General features: G+C 70.9%; 22 protein-coding genes and 1 pseudogene. 14 read left to right on the top strand and 9 right to left on the bottom strand.

Features of this window, described 5'->3' with window-relative positions; all coding sequences use genetic code 11:
* Positions 1–175: 175 nt before the first annotated feature.
* Both JQS43_RS04920 and JQS43_RS04925 read left to right on the top strand, forming a co-directional pair.
* Entirely contained in the window at positions 176–1,183 is a 1,008-nt protein-coding gene (locus tag JQS43_RS04920) for a glycine betaine ABC transporter substrate-binding protein (RefSeq protein WP_239677868.1), read from the top strand.
* 170 nt (positions 1,184–1,353) lie between these two features.
* Positions 1,354–2,730 (top strand): dihydrolipoyl dehydrogenase family protein, encoded by a 1,377-nt coding sequence (locus tag JQS43_RS04925; RefSeq protein WP_239677869.1) that lies wholly within the window; start codon positions 1,354–1,356, stop codon positions 2,728–2,730.
* A gap of 10 nt (positions 2,731–2,740) precedes the next feature.
* On the opposite strand, the gene rsrA is transcribed toward JQS43_RS04925, so the two are convergent.
* The 4 genes and pseudogenes from rsrA to JQS43_RS04945 all read right to left on the bottom strand — a co-directional run bounded on the left by rsrA (position 2,741) and on the right by JQS43_RS04945 (position 5,569).
* Positions 2,741–3,010, bottom strand: coding sequence for a mycothiol system anti-sigma-R factor (gene rsrA, locus JQS43_RS04930; RefSeq protein ID WP_239677870.1), 270 nt, complete (start codon positions 3,008–3,010; stop codon positions 2,741–2,743).
* A 4-nt stretch (positions 3,011–3,014) separates the two neighbouring features.
* Positions 3,015–3,809: a sigma-70 family RNA polymerase sigma factor gene (locus JQS43_RS04935; RefSeq protein ID WP_420847651.1), complete on the bottom strand. Its 795-nt coding sequence runs from the start codon at positions 3,807–3,809 to the stop codon at positions 3,015–3,017.
* Between the two features lie 458 nt (positions 3,810–4,267).
* Positions 4,268–4,612, bottom strand: a pseudogene (locus tag JQS43_RS04940) (WhiB family transcriptional regulator); the annotation flags it as partial.
* 171 nt (positions 4,613–4,783) lie between these two features.
* On the bottom strand, positions 4,784–5,569 hold the full coding sequence (locus tag JQS43_RS04945) for an SOS response-associated peptidase (protein ID WP_239677872.1): 786 nt from the start codon (positions 5,567–5,569) through the stop codon (positions 4,784–4,786).
* 92 nt (positions 5,570–5,661) lie between these two features.
* Here JQS43_RS04945 and aroA point away from each other — a divergent pair, with 92 nt between their 5' ends.
* The 3 genes from aroA (at position 5,662) to hisN (ending at position 8,911) form a co-directional block, all read left to right on the top strand.
* The gene (aroA, locus tag JQS43_RS04950; RefSeq protein WP_239677873.1) at positions 5,662–6,987 is read left to right on the top strand and encodes a 3-phosphoshikimate 1-carboxyvinyltransferase; all 1,326 of its coding nucleotides are present in this window, start codon (positions 5,662–5,664) and stop codon (positions 6,985–6,987) included.
* 126 nt (positions 6,988–7,113) lie between these two features.
* Entirely contained in the window at positions 7,114–8,040 is a 927-nt protein-coding gene (gene rsgA, locus JQS43_RS04955) for a ribosome small subunit-dependent GTPase A (protein WP_239679319.1), read from the top strand.
* A gap of 37 nt (positions 8,041–8,077) precedes the next feature.
* Positions 8,078–8,911: a histidinol-phosphatase gene (hisN, locus tag JQS43_RS04960; protein ID WP_239677874.1), complete on the top strand. Its 834-nt coding sequence runs from the start codon at positions 8,078–8,080 to the stop codon at positions 8,909–8,911.
* Positions 8,912–9,045: 134 nt separating this feature from the next.
* On the opposite strand, the gene JQS43_RS26245 is transcribed toward hisN, so the two are convergent.
* Positions 9,046–9,123 carry a 50S ribosomal protein bL37 gene (locus tag JQS43_RS26245; RefSeq protein WP_420847679.1) on the bottom strand — a complete coding sequence of 26 codons (78 nt, stop codon included), beginning with the start codon at positions 9,121–9,123 and terminating at the stop codon, positions 9,046–9,048.
* Between the two features lie 130 nt (positions 9,124–9,253).
* Here JQS43_RS26245 and JQS43_RS04965 point away from each other — a divergent pair, with 130 nt between their 5' ends.
* The 7 genes from JQS43_RS04965 to JQS43_RS04995 all read left to right on the top strand — a co-directional run bounded on the left by JQS43_RS04965 (position 9,254) and on the right by JQS43_RS04995 (position 16,237).
* Positions 9,254–9,469 carry a biotin/lipoyl-binding carrier protein gene (locus tag JQS43_RS04965; protein ID WP_239677875.1) on the top strand — a complete coding sequence of 72 codons (216 nt, stop codon included), beginning with the start codon at positions 9,254–9,256 and terminating at the stop codon, positions 9,467–9,469.
* On the top strand, positions 9,466–10,041 hold the full coding sequence (locus JQS43_RS04970; RefSeq protein ID WP_239677876.1) for a GNAT family N-acetyltransferase: 576 nt from the start codon (positions 9,466–9,468) through the stop codon (positions 10,039–10,041). Before JQS43_RS04965 ends, JQS43_RS04970 begins: the two co-directional genes overlap by 4 nt.
* Before the next feature lie 31 nt (positions 10,042–10,072).
* Positions 10,073–11,107, top strand: coding sequence for an SIS domain-containing protein (locus JQS43_RS04975; RefSeq protein ID WP_239679320.1), 1,035 nt, complete (start codon positions 10,073–10,075; stop codon positions 11,105–11,107).
* A 69-nt stretch (positions 11,108–11,176) separates the two neighbouring features.
* Positions 11,177–12,709, top strand: coding sequence for a sensor histidine kinase (locus JQS43_RS04980; RefSeq protein WP_239677877.1), 1,533 nt, complete (start codon positions 11,177–11,179; stop codon positions 12,707–12,709).
* Positions 12,710–13,041: 332 nt separating this feature from the next.
* Positions 13,042–14,712 carry a nitrite/sulfite reductase gene (locus tag JQS43_RS04985; RefSeq protein WP_239677878.1) on the top strand — a complete coding sequence of 557 codons (1,671 nt, stop codon included), beginning with the start codon at positions 13,042–13,044 and terminating at the stop codon, positions 14,710–14,712.
* Complete coding sequence (locus JQS43_RS04990; RefSeq protein ID WP_239677879.1) at positions 14,709–15,428, top strand: phosphoadenylyl-sulfate reductase; 720 nt, start codon at positions 14,709–14,711, stop codon at positions 15,426–15,428. Before JQS43_RS04985 ends, JQS43_RS04990 begins: the two co-directional genes overlap by 4 nt.
* Positions 15,428–16,237, top strand: a complete 810-nt coding sequence (locus tag JQS43_RS04995; protein ID WP_239677880.1) for a sirohydrochlorin chelatase — start codon at positions 15,428–15,430, stop codon at positions 16,235–16,237. Before JQS43_RS04990 ends, JQS43_RS04995 begins: the two co-directional genes overlap by 1 nt.
* A 146-nt stretch (positions 16,238–16,383) precedes the next feature.
* On the opposite strand, the gene JQS43_RS05000 is transcribed toward JQS43_RS04995, so the two are convergent.
* Positions 16,384–16,638, bottom strand: coding sequence for a WhiB family transcriptional regulator (locus tag JQS43_RS05000; RefSeq protein ID WP_239677881.1), 255 nt, complete (start codon positions 16,636–16,638; stop codon positions 16,384–16,386).
* 396 nt (positions 16,639–17,034) lie between these two features.
* On the bottom strand, positions 17,035–17,970 hold the full coding sequence (locus tag JQS43_RS05005; protein ID WP_239677882.1) for a diacylglycerol/lipid kinase family protein: 936 nt from the start codon (positions 17,968–17,970) through the stop codon (positions 17,035–17,037).
* Here JQS43_RS05005 and JQS43_RS05010 point away from each other — a divergent pair.
* A complete protein-coding gene (locus JQS43_RS05010) occupies positions 17,969–18,436 on the top strand; it encodes a hypothetical protein (protein ID WP_239677883.1) in 468 nt (155 codons plus the stop codon). The genes JQS43_RS05005 and JQS43_RS05010 overlap by 2 nt on opposite strands.
* Positions 18,437–18,456: 20 nt before the next feature.
* On the opposite strand, the gene JQS43_RS05015 is transcribed toward JQS43_RS05010, so the two are convergent.
* Positions 18,457–18,861, bottom strand: coding sequence for an ATP-binding protein (locus JQS43_RS05015; RefSeq protein ID WP_239677884.1), 405 nt, complete (start codon positions 18,859–18,861; stop codon positions 18,457–18,459).
* Complete coding sequence (sodN, locus tag JQS43_RS05020) at positions 18,858–19,262, bottom strand: superoxide dismutase, Ni (RefSeq protein ID WP_239677885.1); 405 nt, start codon at positions 19,260–19,262, stop codon at positions 18,858–18,860. Before sodN ends, JQS43_RS05015 begins: the two co-directional genes overlap by 4 nt.
* Before the next feature lie 107 nt (positions 19,263–19,369).
* Between sodN and JQS43_RS05025 the strand changes: the two genes are divergently transcribed.
* Complete coding sequence (locus JQS43_RS05025; protein WP_275581076.1) at positions 19,370–19,705, top strand: S24 family peptidase; 336 nt, start codon at positions 19,370–19,372, stop codon at positions 19,703–19,705.
* The last annotated feature ends 142 nt before the right edge of the window (positions 19,706–19,847 follow it).

Raw genomic sequence — 19,847 nt, forward strand, 5'->3', positions numbered from 1 at the left:
CACGTCACGATGCCGGACATTTAGTGCAGGCCGGTTGTCAGTGCTTGAGCCGCGAGGTTTCCTGGGCTGGCGCGGACGGCATCTCGGACCGTCCGTCGGGACACGCGGCCGGCGGGTTGTGGCGGTTTTTGCCGCTCGATCCGTCGCGCCGGGACACAGAAGGCGGGCGGATCACATGCGATGGAACCTTGCGCGCGGCGCGTCGACCGTGTCGGGGCTGGCGGCCCTGGCCCTGATCGCTGCGGCCTGTGGTGAGCCAGGTCAGTCGGGCACGGATGCCCCCGACCCAGCGGCTGCCGGGGAAGGCTGCGCACCGGTCGCGGGCGAGCAGCTGGTGGTCCTGGCGGACGACCAGGGGTTGCAGACCGCCGACAACCTGGTGCCGGCGGTCAACGCCGACACCGCCGAGGAGGACCTGATCGCGGCCCTGGACGCGGTCTCGGCGGCGCTCGATACCGAGCAGCTGATCGAGCTGAACCGGGCGGTCGACCTGGAGCGGCAGAGCTCCCAGCAGGCCGCGGAGGAGTTCGCCGACACGGTGGGGCTGACCGGCGACCTCGACGCCGGCGCGACCGGCGAGGTGGTGATCGGCACCGCCGACTTCAGCGAGAGCCAGACCATCGGCGAGCTGTACCGGATCGCACTGGAGGCCGCGGGCTACAGCGTGGAGGTGCGCACCGTCGGCAACCGCGAACTCTACGCCGCCGCGTTGCAGCGGGGTGAGCTCGACATCGTGCCGGAGTACGTGGGCACGCTCACCGAGTTCCTCAACGCCGAGGTCAACGGCGCCGACCCGGAGCCGCTCGCCAGCAGCGACGTCGCCGAGACCGTGACCGCCCTGCGTGGCCTCGGCGAGGAGGTCGGGCTGGTCTTCGGTGAGCCCTCCGAGGCCGCCAACCAGAACGCCTTCGCGGTGACCCAGGAGTTCGCCGACGAGTACGGCGTCACCACCCTGAGCGAGCTCGCCGACGAGTGCGCCGGCGCCGAGACCCTGCTCGGCGGCCCGCCGGAGTGCCCCCAGCGGCCGTTCTGCCAGCCTGGGCTCGAGGAGACCTACGGGCTGAGCTTCGGTCAGTTCTTCTCGCTCGATGCGGGTGGGCCGCTCACCAAGGAGGCGCTGCGCACCGGTGAGATCAGCCTGGGGCTGGTCTTCTCCGCCGACGGTGACCTCGCCACCGACTGACCCGGCTGACCCGGCACTAACAACTTCCCGCTGCCGTGCGGCCAGTCGCCGCCTCATCGGCTGGCCGATCGGCCCCACGGGGTTCGTCGCCAATGGGATCCTAAGAGTCATCGACGTCCAGCTCCGCCGTTGCTTCCGTTTCGGTAGCCGCCGCGGGCGAGGAGGAACAGATGGCCGACCAGACGGGTGTGACAGACCAGGTCGACGTGATCGTGGTCGGGCTCGGTCCAGCGGGCGAGATGGTGGGGGGCAAGCTCGCCCAGGCAGGGTTGTCCGTGCTGGGCATTGAGGCGAACCTGGTGGGCGGCGAGTGCCCCTACTGGGGGTGCAACCCGAGCAAGATGATGATTCGGGCGGGTCACGTGCTGACCGAGGCCGGGCGGGTCGATCAGCTCGCGGGTACCGCCACGGTCGCACCCTCCTGGCGACCGGTCGCCGCCCGGGTCCGGGAGGAGGCCACCGCCGACTGGGACGACACCGCGGCGCGGAACCGGTTCGAGGAGGCCGGCGGCGCGTTTCTGCGGGGGCGGGCCGAGCTGACCGGCCCGGGCCGGGTCTCGGTAGCGGGGGTCGAATATGCCGCGACCCGGGCGGTGGTGCTGGCCGCCGGCACCCGGCCGGCGATCCCACCGGTCGACGGGCTGGCGGAGACCCCGTACTGGACCAATCGGGAGGCGATCGAGGCCCGGGAGGTGCCGGAGTCGCTGGTGGTCCTCGGCGGGGGCGCGGTCGGGCTAGAGCTGGCCCAGGTGTACGCCCGGTTCGGGGCGGCGGTGACGGTGGTGGAGGCGCACGACCGGCTGGCGTCGGCGGAGGAGCCGGAGGCCTCGGCGCTGCTGCAGGAGGCGCTCGCCGAGGAGGGGATCACCGTGCACACCGCCGCGAAGGTCTCGCGGATCAGCTATGACGGCGCGCACTTCCGGCTGGAGTGCGGCGATGATCTGGGGGTCACCGGGCAGCGGCTGCTGGTGGCCACCGGCCGTCGTCCCGACCTGGCAGGGCTGCAGTTGGCGCGGGTCGGCCTCGATCCGGAGGCCAAAGCGGTGGCGGTGGATCGCCGGATGCGGGCCGGCGACCGGCTCTGGGCGGTGGGTGACATCACCGGCGTGGGGATGTTCACGCATGTCGCCGTGTATCAGGCGGAGATCGCCGTGCGCGACATCCTCGGCGAGCCGGGGCCGGCGGCGGACTACCGGGCGGTGCCCCGGGTGACCTTCACCGATCCGGAGGTGGGGGCGGTGGGCATGACCGAGGCGCAGGCCCGGGCAGCCGGCCTGCGGGTGCTGACCGGAGTCTCCCAGGTGTCCCAGACGGCGCGCGGCTGGATCCACGGCCCGGGTAATCGTGGCTTCGTGAAGCTGATCGCGGACGCCGACGAGGAGGTGCTGGTCGGGGCGACCGCCGCCGGCCCGGTGGGCGGCGAGGTGCTCAGCGGGCTCGCGGTAGCGGTCGCCGGCCGGGTGCCGATCGACACCCTGCGGCACATGATCTACGCCTATCCGACCTTCCACCGGGGGGTGCTGGACGCGGTGCGGGACCTGTCCTGACCCGGGTTGGTCAGCGGTCGCGCTCCCGTTCCGGGACCAGCCCGGCCAGCTTGCGGCGCAACCGCTCTTTGAGCTCATCGGGCGCGGTCTCGTCGCCGCAGCACCTGCCCACCAGCGCCTTCACTTCCTGCTCGATGTCGTACTCGCGCAGGCAGGGTGAGCACTCGTCGAGGTGATGGTGGATGAGCGCCCGGCGATCGTTGGTGCACTCGTAGTCGAGGTAGAGATAGACCTCTTCCAGCACCTCGCGACAGTCGGTCTCGGATTGCTCGCGGCCCACCTGGTCACACCTCCTCTCCCGGGGCGGCCGACCCGTTACCGGGGTTCGGGCCGCTGCTTGGGGCGTTCGCCAGACCTCGACCCGCCGCGTAGCCCTCGAGCATGCGGCGCAGGTTGCGCCGCCCTCGGTGCAGTCGGGACATGACCGTCCCGATCGGCGTGCCCATGATCTCGGCGATCTCTTTGTAGGAGAAACCTTCCACGTCGGCGAGGTAGACGGCCAGCCGGAACTCCTCCGGCAGCTGCTGCAACGCTCGCTTGATGTGGCTGTCCGGCAACCGCTCCAGGGCCTCGGTCTCGGCGGACTTCAGCCCGGTCGAGCTGTGCGAGCCGGCCTCCGCGAGCTGCCAGTCGGCGATCTCTTCGGTGGGGGCCTGGATCGGTTGCCGTTGCCGTTTCCGATACGAGTTGATGTAGGTGTTGGTGAGGATGCGGTAGAGCCACGCCTTCAGGTTGGTGCCCGCCTCGAACTGGTGGAACGCGGCGTACGCCTTCATGAAGGTCTCCTGGACAAGATCCTCGGCGTCGGCCGGATTGCGGGTCATCCGGAGACCAGCGGCGTAGAGCTGGTCCAGGAACGGCAACGCGTCCCGCTCGAAGCGCGCCTGGCGCTGCTGCTCGGTCTCGGTGGAGGCCACCCTCGCACCCACCCTCGTCTCTGCCGGTGTCGAAGGCGCCGGCCGGCTGGTGGGCCGGCTGCGACGCACGGTCGGTACTGCCGGCCGGGTGGGCCGACCAGCCGAGGATACGCGCACCGTGGGTGCGTCCGTGGCAGCTGGTCTCGGTGCGAGGGTGTGCACTCGGCGTCCTCTCCGTGGTCGTCGCTCTCACAAGCTCGGCGCGCCGGCCCGGGTCAGCTACCCGCCGGCTCGTCGCGCCGCGTCTGATGACCACAACGCCGCCGCGGGCGGGACCATTCCGCCGCGTGCGGCCGACCGGTTCGTTACCGCCGGCGGACCCGCTCGTTAAACGGTACGAAAGCGACAAAACAGAGCAAAACAAGCGTTTTGGGCCGACTGGCTGACCGCGTCAACCTCCCGACCCTTCCTGGCTCTCGGCCGGCTCACCCGCCAGCCCGTGGAGTCAGGAAGGGTCACCCGGCGTTCACCAGCCGGAGCAACTCCGCGCGGTCCATCGACGCGCCCACCGGCAGCCCCGGCAACCCGGCGGTATCGGTGGTAGCCGCGTGGGGCCGGCGGCCGACCGACTCGGCCAGCACTGGCCCCGCGGCCGCCGCGGTGGCTACCACCGGCTGGTTGGCGGGCAGCTCCGGCGCTGGCGATCCTTGCTCCTCGCTGTGCCACACCACCGCCATGGCCCGTCGCTCCCGGGCGGTGGTGCCGCCCCAGACGCCGTGTAGATCGCCGGCCTGTAGCGCCCAGGCGAGACACGCGCCCTGCACCGGGCACGGCCGGCACATGGCGACCGCCGCGTCGGCTGGCTCGCTCGGTGCGGGAAAGAACGTCTCCGGATCCACATGCTGGCAGGCACCACGGGTGCGCCAGGCCGGATCGCGGCCACCCTCTCGCAGCGCGCGGAGCAACCGCTCATCGCGGCGCGCCTCATCAACCTCGTGCGGCCGGGGCGTGCGCGCCCGTGTCAACTGACCCACCTCCCTCACGGGAAACGTTCCTCCGGCGCTGTGTTGTATCGCACAACGGAGACCGGAGACAAGAGCTAGCCCCAAGATTGGCCAAAATCTGTCTCGGGAACCGTCTCTAATTGGGGAAATATGGGCACGGGCGGAGGTCGCCGCCGGGGCCGGTCCGAGGGCTTAGAAGAGCGTCGGTTCGACCGCCGCCGGTGGGTTGTCCACATCGATCCGTGCCAGCAGCTCCGGGCCGTCGTTTCGGACGTTGCCGACCGCCGGCCCGACCGGTCGCAGCTCCAGCCCGGCGACGAGGTCGGCGGACGGGGTAGGCGGCGGGGAAGGGGTGGCGGCCAACCACGAAGCCCACTGATCCGGCGCCAGCAGGATCGGCATCCGGTCGTGGATCCATTGGAGCTCCCCCGCGGCGGCGGTGGTGATGACGGTGAAGGACAGCGGGTATCGCCGGCCCTCCCCGCCGCTCCAGAGCCCAGCGAGGGCGAGCACTGCCCCGTCGCCGGGGGTGATGAAGTACGGCTGCTTGCCGCCACCTGGCAACCGGCGCCACTCGAACCAGCCGTCCACCGGGACCAGTGCGCGTCGGGACGCGAACGCAGCGGCGTACGCCCGGGAGGTGGCTACCGTCTCCACCCGGGCGTTGATCATTCGGGCGCCGATCCGCGGGTCCTTCGCCCAGTGCGGAACCAGCCCCCACCGTCCCAGCGACAACACCCGCCCCGGAGCGTCCGGGTCGATCCGGATCAGCGGCGCCAAATCAGTCGGCGCGACGTTGTAACGCGGCAACGGCCAGTCCGCGGCGGTTCGCGGCCCGCCGTCGGCCGGGTCACCGTCCGCCCGCTCTTGGCCGGCCGCCGGGCCCTCGCGGGTCGCCGGGCGGTGCGCCTCGGCCGTCGCCGCAAAGAGTGTCCGGAGCTCGGCGGCGCTGCGGGTTGTCGCATACCGTCCGCACATGGCGACAGCGTAACCGCCCTGGCGGCGGGGTAGCCGCGCCCGATCGAGGGCTGCTGCACCGACCCACCCGACCGGAACGGCACAATGTACGGGTGCAGACACCCACCGCCGCCGGACCGGAGGCCGGGTCGCCCTGGCCGGCGCCGGTCGCCGCCGCGCCCGTACGCGGGTCGGTCTCGTTGCCCGGCTCCAAGTCGATGACCGCCCGCGCGCTGGTGCTCGCCGCCATCTCGGACGGGCCCTCGACGATCCACGGCCCGCTCCACGCCCGCGACACCGAGCTGATGACCAGCGGCCTGCGGGCGCTGGGCTGCTATGTGTCCACGATGGATGACGAGCAGTGGCTGGTGCGCCCGCGCCCGCTCACCGGTCCGGCCCACATCGATGTCGGTCTCGCCGGTACGGTGATGCGGTTTCTGCCGCCGGTCGCCGGGCTCGCCACCGGTGACGTGACCTTCGATGGCGACGCACGCGCCCGGCTGCGGCCGCTGCGGCCGCTGATCGACGCGCTGCGGACCGCTGGCGTCGAGGTGGCGGCGGGCCCGCACGGCGGGCTGCCGGTCACCGTGCAGGGACGTGGCTCGGTCGAGGGTGGCGAGCTGACCCTCGACGCCTCCGCCTCCAGCCAACTCGTCTCCGGCCTGCTGCTCGCCGCGCCGCGGTACCGGCAGGGTGTGGTGGTCCGGCATGTGGGGCCGGCGCTGCCCTCCCGGCCGCACCTGCGGATGACCGTCGAGATGTTGCGAGCCGCCGGTGCTGGCGTCGACGACCGGAAGCCGGACGTCTGGACGGTCGCCCCGGGTCGGCTGCCCGGCCGAGCCTGGGAGATCGAGCCGGACCTCTCGGGGGCGGCGCCGTTCCTGGCCGCGGCCCTGGTGACCGGCGGCGAGGTGACCGTCGAGGGCTGGCCGCACACCACCACCCAGCCGGGAGACCAGCTGCGGGACCTGCTGACCCGGTTCGGGGCGACCTGCACGCTGGACCAGCGCGGGCTCACCGTCCGCGGCAGCGGGGAGATCCGGGGGATCGAGGCCGATCTGTCCGACGTGAGCGAACTGACGCCGGTGATCGCCGCGGTCTGCGCGCTGGCGGACCAGCCCTCGCGGTTGTGGGGCGTCGCTCACATCCGCGGCCACGAAACCGACCGGATCGCGGCGCTGAGTCGGGAGCTTCTGCGACTCGGTGGTTCGGTCACGGAGGAGCCGGACGGGCTCACCATTACCCCGCGCCCGCTGCACGGCGCCGACTTCGAAACCTACGACGACCACCGGTTGGCCCACGCCGCTGCGGTGATCGGACTCGCGGTGCCGGGGGTGCGACTCACCGACGCCAGCTGTACCGCCAAGACGCTGCCCGATTTTCCGCAGCGCTGGGCGGCGATGGTGGCCAGCTCCGGTGCACCCGGCGGGGCGGGCTGAGCGGCCGAGGGGGCGAGGGTGGCACGGCCACGGGAGTACGACGAGGATGATGTCCGGGTCCGCCCGGGCCGCTCCTCCCGCCCGCGAACCCGTACCCGGCCCCGGCACTCCGACGCGGTCGAGGGGATGGTGGTCGCCGTCCATCTCGGCCGCTACCAGTGTGTGGTGGATGAGACCGCCGTGACGGCGATGCGCGCCCGCGAACTCGGCCGCCGCTCGGTGGTGGTGGGCGACCGGGTCGCGTTGGTGGGGGACGTCTCCGGCGACCCGGACCAGCTCGCCCGGATCGTCCGGGTGGCGCCGCGCCGCTCCACGCTGCGCCGCACCGCCGACGACGACCAGCGGACGCCGGAAGGCCGGCTGGAGCGGGTGGTGGTCGCCAACGCCGACCAGCTGGTGATCGTCTCGGCGTTGGCCGACCCGCCGCCGCGTACCGGCTTCATCGACCGGTGTCTGGTCGCCGCCTACGACGCCGAGATCGACCCGCTGCTGTGCCTGACCAAAGCCGACCTTACCGCTGGCGCTGACGACCCGGCCGTCGCCGAACTGCTCGACTACTACAACGCGCTGTCGTTGCCGTACCTGTTGAGTCGGCCCGACTCCCCGTTGGAGCCCCTGCTGCGCCGGCTTCGCGGCCGGATGTCAGTGCTGGTCGGACACTCCGGAGTGGGCAAATCCACACTGGTCAACCGGCTGGTGCCGGCGGCCGATCGGGCGGTGGGTGCGGTGAGCGCGGTAGGCAAGGGCCGCCACGTCTCCTCCAGCGCGATCGCGCTGCGGCTGCCGGCCTCGCCGGGCAGCGGCCCCGAGTCCGGCTGGATCATCGACACTCCCGGGGTGCGCAGCTTCGGGCTCGCGCACGTCTCGGCGGACAGCCTGCTGGCGAGCTTCACCGACCTGGCGGAGGGCAGCGCCGAATGTGCACCGGGCTGCGACCACCTGGGCGGGCCCGGCTGCGGGCTGGACGCCTGGGTGGCGGCGGGCCGCGCCGACCCGCGTCGCCTCGCCTCGTACCGCCGGCTGCTCGGCTCGCGCGGCGCGGGTGACGCCTGAGCAGGACGCCCAGCGTCCGGTCCGATAGGTTGCGACCATGACATCTCGGCACGGGGAGACGTCCCGGTACTCCGACGACCTGTCGCTGGCACATGTGCTCGCGGACGCCGCCGACTCGATCTCCACTGCCCGATTCCGGGCGCTGGACCTGCACGTGGAGTCGAAACCGGACCTGACTCCGGTCTCCGACGCCGATACCGCGGTGGAGCGGGCACTCCGGGCCACGTTAGCCCGCACCCGTCCCCGCGACGGGGTGCTCGGGGAGGAGTTCGGGGTCACCGAGGCGGCGGCCGGGCCAGGCTCCCGGCAGTGGGTGATCGACCCGATCGACGGCACCAAGAATTTTGTCCGGGGAGTGCCGATCTGGGCGACGCTTATCGCGTTGATGGAGGGCGACGAACCGGTCGTCGGGCTGGTGTCGGCCCCGGCGTTAGGGCGCCGGTGGTGGGCGGCGAAGGGGCACGGCGCGTACGCCGGGCGGCACACGGCGGCGGCCAGCCCAATCTCGGTCTCCGGCGTCAAGCGGATCGCCGACGCGTCGTTCTGCTACTCGGACCTGATCGGCTGGGAGCAGAACGGGCGGCTGGCAGCGGTGTTGGACATCATGCGCAGCAGTTGGCGTAACCGTGCCTACGGCGACTTCTACGGGCACATGCTGGTGGCCGAGGGGGCGGTCGACGCCATGGTCGAGCCGGAGCTCTCGCTGTGGGATGTGGCGGCGCTGGTGCCGATCGTGACCGAGGCCGGTGGCACGTTCACCGACCTGGACGGCAACGCGGGTCCGGCCGGCGGGTCGGCGGTGGTGAGCAACGGGCGGCTACATAGCGACCTGCTGGAGCGGCTCAACTCATCTGGTTTGGTGGCGCTCTGACCGTTATGCCGGCGCTGACCGCTATGCCGGCGTCCGCTGTGCCCGCCGGCCGGCTGCGCCGATCATGAACTTAGGTCCATGGTCACCGGAGCGACAGGTCCCCAAGCCCATGATCGAGCCGGCTAGGCGGCGGCCTAGCTGGCGTTCGGCCGCTTGCCGTGGTTGGCGGAACTCTTCTTGCGGGCCTTGCGCTTACGTGCCTTCTTGGCCATCTCACAGACCTCCTACGATCGGTGCCTCAGCATAGCCGAGCACCCACCAGCGGGGCGGGCACTGCCCATCGGGTCCATGGTTGGATAGCGTGCAGTCCTGCCGGTGCGACACACTAAGGAGTACCCGCCCATGGCCGAGGAGATCCGAGCCGAGATGGTGGCCAACGTGTGGAAGGTCGTAGCGTCCGTCGGTGACGCGGTCGAAGACGGCGACACGTTGGTGATCCTGGAGTCCATGAAGATGGAGATCCCGGTCGTGGCCGAGTCGGACGGCACGATCAGCCAGCTCGCTGTCAACGAGGGCGACGTGGTGCAGGAGGGCGACCTGATCGCCGTCATCGAATGAGCCGAGCGCGGGCCAGCAGGCAGGGCGTCACGATCCGGCCGGCTACCCCGGCCGAGTTCGGGCGGATCGCCGAGCTGACCGTGACCGCCTACCGCGATGACCAGCAGCTGCCGCCCGGCAGCCCCTACCAGGCCGTGCTCGCCGACGTGGCCGGCCGGGCCGCCGGCGGCGAGCTGCTGGTCGCGGTCGATCCGGATAGCGCGGCGTTGCTCGGCTCGGTGCTCTATGTGCGCAGCGGCAGCCGCTTCGCCGAGCTGTGCGGCCCGGATGAGGCCGAGTTCCGCACCCTGGCGGTGGCACCGACAGCGCAGCGGCGAGGCGTCGGCGAGGCGCTGGTCCGGGCCTGCCTGCGGCGTGCCCGAGAACAACAGCGCACCGCGGTGGTGATCTGCAGCCGGGACAACGCCGACGCCGCGCACCGGCTCTACACCCGGCTCGGCTTCCGGCGGATTCCCGAGCAAGACTGGAACCCGCAGCCGGGGATCCGGCTGTTGGCGTTCCGGTACCAGCTGGCGGGCCCGACCCCCGCCCCGGAGGTCGGCACCGGGCGGTCTGACGACGAGGGTAGATAAGAAAGGATCCGGTGTGACCAAGGGAACCGGTATGGCGGTGGACATCGGCGAGCAGCCCGAGGTCTACGCCCGGCTCAGCGAACCGGAGCACGCCGACGCGATCGCAGCGGTCGCTGCCCGGGTGGCGGCGCGCCAGCCGCGCCACGTGGTGCTCACCGCCCGCGGCACCTCCGACCACGCCGCCCTCTACGGCGCGTACCTGACCGAGATCCGGCTGGGCCTGCCGGCGGCCCTGGCCTCCCCGAGCGGCATCACGCTCTACGGCGCCCGCCCCGACCTGTCGGAGGCGCTGGTGATCGGGGTCAGCCAGAGCGGGGGGTCACCGGACCTGGTGGAGGTGCTCCGGGTGGCCCGGGCGGCCGGTGCGCTGACGGTGGCGGTCACCAACCAGCCCGGTTCGTCGCTGGCCGAGGCGGCTGAACTCGCCATCGACGTGGCGGCCGGGCCGGAGCGGGCGGTCGCCGCCACCAAGACCTACACCGCCGAACTGTTGGCGCTGCTCATGCTGGTCGAGGGGGTTCGGGCGGGCGACGGCGCGCTGCCCGCGCAGGAGCGGGCCACGCTGGCGGTCCTGCCAGAGCTGGCCGCGCTCACCCTGGCCGACCCCACCGCCACCGAACTCGCCGAGCGGTACCGGTTCGCCGCCCGGCTGGTCACCACCGGCCGCGGGTACGCGTACCCGACGGTCCGGGAGGCCGCGCTGAAGCTGATGGAGACCTCGTACCTGGCCGCGCTGGCCTTTTCCGGGGCGGATCTGCTGCACGGCCCGCTGGCGATGACTGATCCGGACGTTCCCGTGCTGGCGGTGGTGGGCGAAGGCCCAGGCGGCACCGCGATGCGGGAGGTGTTGACTCGGCTGGGGGAGCGGCGGGCGGATGTGGTCGCGGTCGGGCCGAGCCCGGTCGAAGGTGCGGCGGCGCAGCTGCGGGTGCCGGCGTTGGATGAGCGCCACGCCCCGCTGCTCGACATCCTCCCGCTGCAGCAGTTGGCGTTGGCGTTGGCGTTGGCCCGCGGCGAGAATCCAGATTCGCCGCGTGGCCTGCAGAAGATCACCACTACGCGATAGCCGTTCTTGATGATCAGGTGGAGTCGAGCTATGGCGGCCGCAGCTCGCGGCAGCTGGGTACGATAGCTCGTGTCGACGCTGCGGATGCTGGTGGAGGAGCACACCAGCCTGAACTCGGAAGACATCGATCACCTGCATCGGCTCGCTGGCGACTGGCAGCTGATCTCCGATCTTTCCTTCGCCGATCTGGTGCTCTGGGTGCCGGTCGAGGGGGGTGACCCGACTACTCGGGGTCCGGCGTTTGTCTGCGTGGCCCAGGTCCGGCCTACCACCGCCGCCACCGCTTACCAGGATGACCAGGTGGGGCGGTTACGCAGCGGACCGGAGGTGGCGCACCTGGCGGTCGCGCTCACCCAGGGCCGAATCTGGCGCGAGGGCGACCCGGTCTGGTACGGAGACACTCCGGCGCGCCATGAGGCGATCCCAGTTCGGCGGCGCACCGTCGAGGGGGAGCCGGGGACGGTGATCGCGGTGGCGGCCCGGGACACCAATCTGACCACCGCCCGCACCCCGAGCCATCTGGAGCTCAACTACCTCACCAGCGCCGACGATCTCGCCCAGATGGTGGCCGACGGCACCTTCCCGCCGCCACGGCACCGGGGCGAGACGACCAGCGCCCCTCGGGTCGGCGACGGCCTGGTCCGGCTGGACGCGGCGGGCAAGGTGACCTACGCCAGCCCGAACGCGCAGTCGGCGTTTCGCCGGTTGGGGCTCACCGCTCACCTGGTCGGCGAGGACCTCGCGGCGTTGATCAGTCGGTTGGCAGAGGATCCGCTGGCGGGCTCGGAGGCGGCGGCCCGGGTGCTGGCGGCGCTGCGCGGCGACGCCCCGGCCCGCCGGGAGATCTCGGTGCGGGACGCCAGTGTGCTCACCCGGGCGTTGCCGCTGATCCCTGCGGGCGTTCCGATCGGGGCGTTGGTGTTGGTCCGCGATGTGACCGAGGTGCGGGCGCGGGACCGGGCGCTGGTCACCAAGGACGCCACTATCCGTGAGATCCATCACCGGGTGAAGAACAACCTGCAGACGGTCGCGGCGCTGCTGCGGCTACAGGCCCGGCGGGTGAACGCGGTGGAGGCGCGGTCGGCGCTGGAGGAGTCGGTACGCCGGGTGGCGTCGATCGCGTTCGTCCATGAGACCCTGTCGATGACTAGCGACGACGCGGTGGAGCTGGACACCGTCGCCGACCGGGTGGCCGCCGCGGCGGCGGAGGTGGCGGTGCCGGAAGCGAAGGTGGAGGTCCGCCGTTCCGGGAGTTTCGGCACGCTCCCCGCCGAGGTGGCCACGCCGCTGGTGATGATCCTCAACGAGCTACTGCTGAACGCGGTCGAGCATGGCTTCGCCGAGGGTGACGAGGGCGAGGTGGTGGTTAATGTCCGCCGTGGCCGGCGGGAGCTGACCGTGACCGTGGTCGATACCGGTGCGGGGTTGCCAGCGGATTTCGACGGTCCGCCGAGGGACCGGCTCGGTCTACAGATCGTCCGTACCCTCGCCACCGGCGAGTTGCGGGGCGAGATCGACCTTCGGCCCCGCGCCGGTGGCGGCACCGAGGCGGAGTTGGTGGTGCCGTTGACCCGCACCGGTGGGGCCGTCGCGCCCGGTTGAGCGGTGGCGTGTCCGGAAGGTACCTCTCGGTATCTGGGAGGTGGCTGCTCGGCGGTGGACGGCGGGCCGCCGGCATGAGACAGTAAACGGCGTGACCAGCCTCGCGCGCCACGCCGCCACCTCGACGTCGAGCGGGTTGACCTCCCGCCGTCACGTCGACTATGGCCGTGTCCGCAGCGCGATCTGTCCGGCCGGTTAGCCGCCCCTAGCTCTCTGTGACGGGGCGTGCCCGCCGGGCTCCCCTCCCGACGCCGTAGTCGCGTCCAGCCGAGTGGTGCTCGGAGCTTCCAAAGCCCCCTGCTCAGCGCCACCGCGATCGCAAAGGACGACAGATGACGGTCACCAACGGGCCCCGACGACCACGTGGGGAAGGTCAGTGGGCGGTGGGGCACCGCGAGCCGCTCAACCCCAACGAGCGAGCCAAGAAGGACGACGATCCGCTGCACGTGCGGGCGCGGATCGAGAACATCTACGCTCACCGCGGGTTCGCCAGCATCGACCCGCAGGATCTCCGCGGCCGGTTCCGCTGGTTCGGGCTCTACACTCAGCGCCGGCCCGGGATCGACGGTGGCCGCACGGCGCTGCTGGAGCCGGAGGAGCTCGAAGACGAGTACTTCATGCTGCGGGTGCGGATCGACGGCGGCCAGCTGGATCTTGCCCAGCTGCGGACCATCGCGGAGCTCTCGCAGCGCTACGGCCGGGACACCGCGGACCTGACCGATCGGCAGAATGTGCAGCTGCACTGGGTGCGGATCGAGGACGTGCCGGAGATCTGGCGCCGGCTGGAAGCGGTGGGGCTGCAGACGACGGAGGCGTGTGGTGACGCTCCCCGAGTGGTGCTCGGCAGCTCCGTGGCCGGCGTGGCGGCCGCGGAGGAGCTGGACGGCACCCCGGCGATTCGGGAGATCGTCGACCGGTACGTCGGCAGTGAGGAGTTCTCCAATCTGCCTCGTAAGTTCAAGTCGGCGGTGGCGTGGCTGCCCGACCTGCCATATGAGATCAACGACATCTCGTTCTTGGGGGCGGTGCACCCCGAGCACGGTCCTGGGTTCGACCTGTGGGTGGGGGGCGGACTCTCCACCAATCCGATGTTGGCCAAGCGGCTCGGCGTCTGGGTGCCGCTGGCCGAGGTGCCCGAGGTCTGGGCCGGTGTCACCGGCCTGTTCCGCGACTACGGCTACCGCCGGCTACGCCACAAGGCGCGGTTGAAGTTCCTGGTCGCAGACTGGGGGGTGGAGAAGTTCCGGGAGGTGCTCGAGTCCGAGTATCTACACCGCCGGCTGGTCGACGGGCCCGCGCCGCCGCTGCCCTCCCGGCCGATCGACCATGTGGGCGTGCACGAGCAGAAGGACGGCCGGCGCTACGTCGGCGCTACCCCGGTGGCCGGCCGGGTCTCCGGGACGCTGCTGGCGCAGCTGGCCGACGTCGCCGAGGCGCACGGCTCCGGCCGGGTCCGACTGACCGCGTACCAGAAGGTGCTGGTGCTCGATGTCCCGCCGGAGCGGACCGAGTCGCTGATCTCCGCGCTCGCCGAACTCGGGCTGCAGGCGCGGCCGTCGGCGGTCCGGCGGGGAGTGATGGCCTGCACCGGCATCGAATACTGCAAGCTGGCGATCGTCGAGACCAAAACCCTCGCGAACGACCTGGTGGCCCGGTTGGAGCAGGTGCTCGCCGACAGCGACGCCGACATCACGATCAACATCAACGGCTGCCCCAACGCCTGCGCCCGTACCCAGGTGGGGGACATCGGCCTGAAGGGGCAGATCGTGATGGATGCGCAGGGCCGGCAGGTCGAAGGCTTCCAGGTGCATCTCGGCGGCGGTCTCGCGTTGCGCGAGGGCCAGGAGGCGAGCTTCGGCCGCAAGGTGCGTGGCCTGAAGACCACCGCCGAGGAGCTTCCCGAGTACGTTGCCCGGCTCGCCGGCCATTACGTGGCCGGGCGCAAGGACGACGAATCATTCGCTGAATGGGTGCTGCGCGCAGATGAGGAGGAACTTCGGTGACTGCGACGAGGACCACCACCCCCGCGCGGGGCGTCGACGAACTGATCGACCTGGCTGCTGAGGCTGGTCGCCGGTTGGAGGGCGCCAGCGCGGAGCAGATCGTCCAGTGGGCGGCGGGCACTTTCGGCGCCCGGTTCTGTGTCACCAGTTCGTTCGCTGACGCGGTGCTGGTGCATCTGGTCTCCCGGGTGGCCCCAGGGACCGAGGTGGTATTCCTCGACACCGGTCTGCACTTTCCGGAGACGCTCCGGGTGCGGGACCGGGTGGTCGAGACCTTGCCGGTGCGGGTCCGGTCGATCCGCCCCCGGTTGACCGTCGGCCAACAGGACGGTGAGCACGGCCCGCGGTTGTTCTCCCGAGCGCCCGACGAGTGCTGCGCGATCCGTAAGGTCGAGCCGCTGGAGCGGGCTCTGGGCGACTACGACGCGTGGGCAGCAGGGCTGCGTCGCGACGAGTCGCCCACCCGGGCCAACACGCCAGTGGTCCACTTCGAAGCATCGCGCGGCAAAGTGAAGGTCAATCCGCTCGCCGACTGGAATCAAGCCGATGTGGACGCCTACATCGCACGGTGGGATGTGCCGGTCAATCCGTTGCTCCGGCAGGGTTATGGTTCGGTCGGTTGCTGGCCATGCACCAGGCGTACCACTGCGGGGGAGGATCACCGCGCCGGCCGGTGGGCGATGTTCGACAAGACCGAGTGCGGGCTCCACCTCTGATGTCGCCGGCGGACCTCGCCGGCCGGGAGGCGGTGTTGCTGGTCGCCCATGGCAGCGCCGATCCGCAGGCGGCGAGCACGACCCGGGCGCTCGCCGCAGAGCTGGCTAGGGCACGGCCGGAGATGGTGGTACGAACCGCCTACCTCGACCACACCGACCCACGGCCGGACGACGAGCTGGTCGCGTTGGCGGGTGCCGGGGTGGTCGGGGTGACGGTGGTGCCGTTGTTACTCACCGCCGCCTACCACCATCGGGTCGACCTGCCGGCGATGCTCACGGCGGCGGAGGAGCGTGGCACCCTGCCGCCGGTACGCGTCAGCGCGGTGCTGGGGCCGGTCGCTGGTACGGTGCCGCACTGGTTGCTTGGCGGGCTGCGGCGTCGACTGGCTGAGTCCCTCGCCGGGAGCGCCGGGGTGGACGGGCTGGTGTTGGCTGCGGCGGGCACCAAAGACGCCGGCGCGCGCGCCACTGTCGAGTCTGCCGCGACCGTCCTGGGCGACGCCCTGGGGCTGCCGTGTGTGGCGGCCTACGCATCAGCCGCGGCGCCGGATCCGGGCACCGCAGTTCGGACGCTCCGTGCCCAGGGTGCGACGCGGGTCGGGGTGGCGGCCTATTTTCTGGCCACTGGCCGGCTTTACCGGGCGGCGGCCCAGGGGGCGCGCACCGCTGGCGCGGTGGCGGTTGCGGAACCGCTGGGCACCGCCCCGGAACTGGTGCGGCTCATCATGTCCCGGTTGGATGATCTACATGCGGGGGTGGCTAGTCCAGAGCGGCTGTCACTGGGCGTCGACCTGCTCGTCACGGCCTGACCGGTGGCCATCCACTTGCTATAGCCCACCACGAGATGCCCTGTGGTGTCGGTGATTGCGCGGTCAGCGCAGCGTGTTTGATTCTGCGCAACAGAACGCCCCGGGGCCGATCGGCCACCGGGGCGTCGAGCTGCTGGTCTGAGAGTTCAGAACGAATGCGCACCGAGTCGAACGGCACCGCGGCGCTTGACCGCTCGCCGTTCCTCCTCACTCATTCCGCCCCATACGCCGGCGTCCTGGCCCGATTCGAGTGCCCAACGTAGGCACTCCTCCGTGACCGGACAACGCCGACAGACCGCCTTGGCCTGCTCGACCTGCAACAGAGCCGGGCCGGACGTCCCGATCGGGAAGAACAGCTCCGGATCCTCGTCTCGGCAGGCAGCACGGTGGCGCCAGTCCATGGCGGCTACGCTCCTTGTTCAGTGAGTGAATGCTTGGATTGTGCTTTGGACGTCCGCGGAGACCCGTCGCAGTCGGCGTCCCGCTGCGACCGGTACGCGTGAGCAGACGATGAGCCCCCGTTTGCGGTCCGCTTGTGAGTGCTTTCACGAACTGCCGCAATGTCAAGGGGTGACCCGGGAAAATGGCCGGTTGGGTGAGTAAGCTCACGACCGGTTTGTCCCGAATCGCTGGCCGTGCCAGCCCCCTGACAGCGACAGCCGCTAGTCAATGTAGTACGGTCTGCTCGGCTTTGCCAGTATTTCGTGGCCCGTGTCATGCCGGTCGTGTCTCGGGCTGCCCGGGCAGCGATCCTACCGGCGCTTAGCGAATCCGGCAGAGCGCCTCCGGGCGGACCCTCAGCAGCACACGCGAAGCGCCTCCGGCGCGGCTGTGAGCTGGATCTTCTCTCGTTCCCCGAGGTAATCGCCGTCAACCTGGAACGGCTGCGGGGTCTCGGACCGGAGGACCAACTCCGAGAGATCATGCCACCGGTGCACCTGCCGTCCGTGCGGGGCGCGCCGGGCAGCGAGCAGCTGACCGAAGGTCCGCGCCGTACCCGCCAGGCCCGAAGAGGCCAACGCCATCACGTCCAACCCGAGATCGAACGACGCCTCCGGATTGGGGTCTATCGGGCGCGGGCCCAGGTAGGTCCAGGGCGCGGTGTTCTGCACGATCACGGTGGCTACGGCGCCGAGCCGGGCGTGGGGGTCGCGCCCGCCGCCGGGCACTTCAACGGTGATCGGTGCCGGCCGTCGGCGGTCTGCCACGAACTGGCGGGCGGTCGCGCGGGCGTAAAGCCACGGGTTGGAGGTGCGACCCCGGCGTCGCGCCTGCTCGACCCGGCGCACCACGGCCGCGTCCAGGCCCAGACCGGCGCAGAAGGTGAAATAGCGGTCATCCGCCCGACCCAGGCCGATGGTCCGGGTGCGGTCGTCGCGCAGCGCCTCCAGAATCGCCCCGGTAGCCTCCGCCCAGTCGCCGGGCAGGCCGAGCGCTCGGGCGAAGACGTTCGTCGAGCCACCCGGGACCACCGCCAACGCGGGCCGGTCGGTGGCGCGCTCCCCTACCGTCAACAGACCGTTGACGACCTCATTCACCGTGCCATCGCCGCCGTGTACCACCACCAAACCGGCCTCCGCAGCGGCCTCTCGGGCGAGCGTGGTGGCGTGGTCCCGTCGTCGCGTGTAGGCCACCTCGAGATCCACCGCGCTCCGCAGCGCCCGCGCCAGGACATCCCGGCTGCGTCGGCTGGTAGTGGTGGCCTGTTGGTTGACCACGAGCAGCGCACGCATGGCCGAAGCGTATCCCCTTCGCAGCGCGGCCGGGGTGGCTGTGCCGTTGCGGGTGCGGGCGGTACCTGCCGGTAAGGTCTTTGCCGTGTTCCTGACCGACCTGCCTGGCCCACTGCGGTGGGCGGTGTGGTTGCTCGCGGCAGAGGCGGTGGTGGCCACCGTGATCGCGGGGTTCTTCGGATATGAAGGGCTCGCGGCGGAACCCGCCAGCCTGGTCGACGCGTTGGCGCTCGCGGGCTATGTAGCGTTGCTAGCGGCCGGGTTGGCCGGCGTGGCAGTGGCGTTGGCCCGCCGCAAGCCACGGGCCCGTGCCCCGGCCATCGTGCTCCAGCTGCTCCTGCTGATGTTCGCCTACGTCCTGGCTACCGGTGGCAGCGCACTGCTCGGGGTGCCGCTGGCGGTGCTGTGCATCGCGATCGTCACCTTGTTGCTTACTCCGAGTACCAACCGCGAACTCGCCAGCTGATCGCGGCCGATCGCGGTCGGTCAGCTCTCCGCCCGGCGGGCGGTCATGGTGATACTCGCCCGCTGGTCCGCCACCGACGCGGCGGCGGCGCTCGCCAACGAAGTCAACACCTTCCAGGTGAACGAAGATGTCGCGGGCAGCGCCGCCGTCGCGGTGGTGGGGACCGCCACCTCTACCGCCAGCTCATCACCGGTGAGCGCGAACCGGCAGCTCAGGTCCGAGCCCGGGACGGCGAGTCGGATCAGCATCGCGCAGGCCTCGTCCACGGCGATCCGGAGATCTTCGATCTCGTCGAGGGTGAAGTGCAACCGGGCCGCCAATCCGGCGGCGGCGGTCCGGAGCACTCCTAGATAAGCGCCGTCGGCCGGCACCGTCAGTAAGACGACGTCGGCCGACGCGATCGCCGGTGCGTGCCCGCCGGTCACCCCTGCTTGGTCTCCCAGAAGATCTTCGAGATTTCGTCGATCTTCCCGAGGAGCTGCTCGGCCACGTCGACGTCGGTGGAGCCCTTTGCCCCGCTCGCGCCGGCCAGTTTGGTCGCCTCGTTGAAGAGCTGGTGCAGGTGCGGGTACTTCTCGAAGTGCGGCGGCTTGAAGTAGTCGGTCCAGAGCACCCACAGGTGATGCTTGACCAGCTCGGACCGCTCTTCCTTGATGATCAATGCCCGGGTGCGGTACTCCGGGTCTTCGCTGGCCTGGTACTTCTCACAGATCGCCTTGACGGACTCCGCTTCGATCCGTGCCTGTGCCGGGTCGTAGACCCCGCACGGCAGGTCGCAGTGGGCACGGACGGTCACGCGCGGAGTCAGCATGCGCGGCAGTCGCATCGGGTCCCTCCATTGGGATGAAATACCGTGATTCTTGCGATGATCCTCTTATCATCGACCCTACTCGGTAACCCGACGACGCGGGCCCCGACCCGCGGCAATGTCACATTCTGGTCGGAGTGGTCATGTTCGTTGCGCAGGTCGCAGGTCCGTCGATGGCGCCGACCCTGCGCCACGGCGACGCCATCCTGGTACGCCGGCGGGGGCAGGTGCGGTGCGGCGAGGTTGTGGTGGCGCGGTTTCGTAGCCGGCCAGACCTGCTCGTGGTCAAGCGGGCGATTCGTCGGCACAGCGACGGCTGGTGGGTCGAGTCGGACAATTCCTTTACAGCAGACGACTCCCGGGCGTACGGTGTGGCCGATGTGATCGGGCGAGTCGTGTGTCGTTGGTGGCCGCGACCGACCATGCTTCGGCGCCGTCACAGCCGGTCACCGCGAACCTGAGCGGTTCCTGTTTGTCGAGGTGAGAGCGCCTCTTCGTGGCGTCGGCCGACCACCGACTGTTGCGGTTGGCCAGGGAATCCTTTAGCGTGGCTAACATCGCGCGGCCAGTTGAGTACCTGGGAGGCCGCGCGGAGCTGGTCGA

This window comes from Natronosporangium hydrolyticum (genome assembly GCF_016925615.1).
GTDB lineage: Bacteria > Actinomycetota > Actinomycetes > Mycobacteriales > Micromonosporaceae > Natronosporangium > Natronosporangium hydrolyticum.

Coding starts and splice junctions, on each gene's coding strand:
- JQS43_RS04920 (WP_239677868.1), top strand. CDS start 176: ATGCGATGGAACCTTGCGCGCGGCGCGTCGACCGTGTCGGGGCTGGCG.
- JQS43_RS04925 (WP_239677869.1), top strand. CDS start 1,354: ATGGCCGACCAGACGGGTGTGACAGACCAGGTCGACGTGATCGTGGTC.
- JQS43_RS04945 (WP_239677872.1), bottom strand. CDS start 5,569: ATGTGCGGACGGTATGCGACAACCCGCAGCGCCGCCGAGCTCCGGACA.
- rsgA (WP_239679319.1), top strand. CDS start 7,114: ATGGTGGTCGCCGTCCATCTCGGCCGCTACCAGTGTGTGGTGGATGAG.
- hisN (WP_239677874.1), top strand. CDS start 8,078: ATGACATCTCGGCACGGGGAGACGTCCCGGTACTCCGACGACCTGTCG.
- JQS43_RS26245 (WP_420847679.1), bottom strand. CDS start 9,123: ATGGCCAAGAAGGCACGTAAGCGCAAGGCCCGCAAGAAGAGTTCCGCC.
- JQS43_RS04965 (WP_239677875.1), top strand. CDS start 9,254: ATGGCCGAGGAGATCCGAGCCGAGATGGTGGCCAACGTGTGGAAGGTC.
- JQS43_RS04970 (WP_239677876.1), top strand. CDS start 9,466: ATGAGCCGAGCGCGGGCCAGCAGGCAGGGCGTCACGATCCGGCCGGCT.
- JQS43_RS04975 (WP_239679320.1), top strand. CDS start 10,073: ATGGCGGTGGACATCGGCGAGCAGCCCGAGGTCTACGCCCGGCTCAGC.
- JQS43_RS04985 (WP_239677878.1), top strand. CDS start 13,042: ATGACGGTCACCAACGGGCCCCGACGACCACGTGGGGAAGGTCAGTGG.
- JQS43_RS04995 (WP_239677880.1), top strand. CDS start 15,428: ATGTCGCCGGCGGACCTCGCCGGCCGGGAGGCGGTGTTGCTGGTCGCC.
- JQS43_RS05000 (WP_239677881.1), bottom strand. CDS start 16,638: ATGGACTGGCGCCACCGTGCTGCCTGCCGAGACGAGGATCCGGAGCTG.
- JQS43_RS05010 (WP_239677883.1), top strand. CDS start 17,969: ATGGCCGAAGCGTATCCCCTTCGCAGCGCGGCCGGGGTGGCTGTGCCG.
- JQS43_RS05005 (WP_239677882.1), bottom strand. CDS start 17,970: ATGCGTGCGCTGCTCGTGGTCAACCAACAGGCCACCACTACCAGCCGA.
- sodN (WP_239677885.1), bottom strand. CDS start 19,262: ATGCGACTGCCGCGCATGCTGACTCCGCGCGTGACCGTCCGTGCCCAC.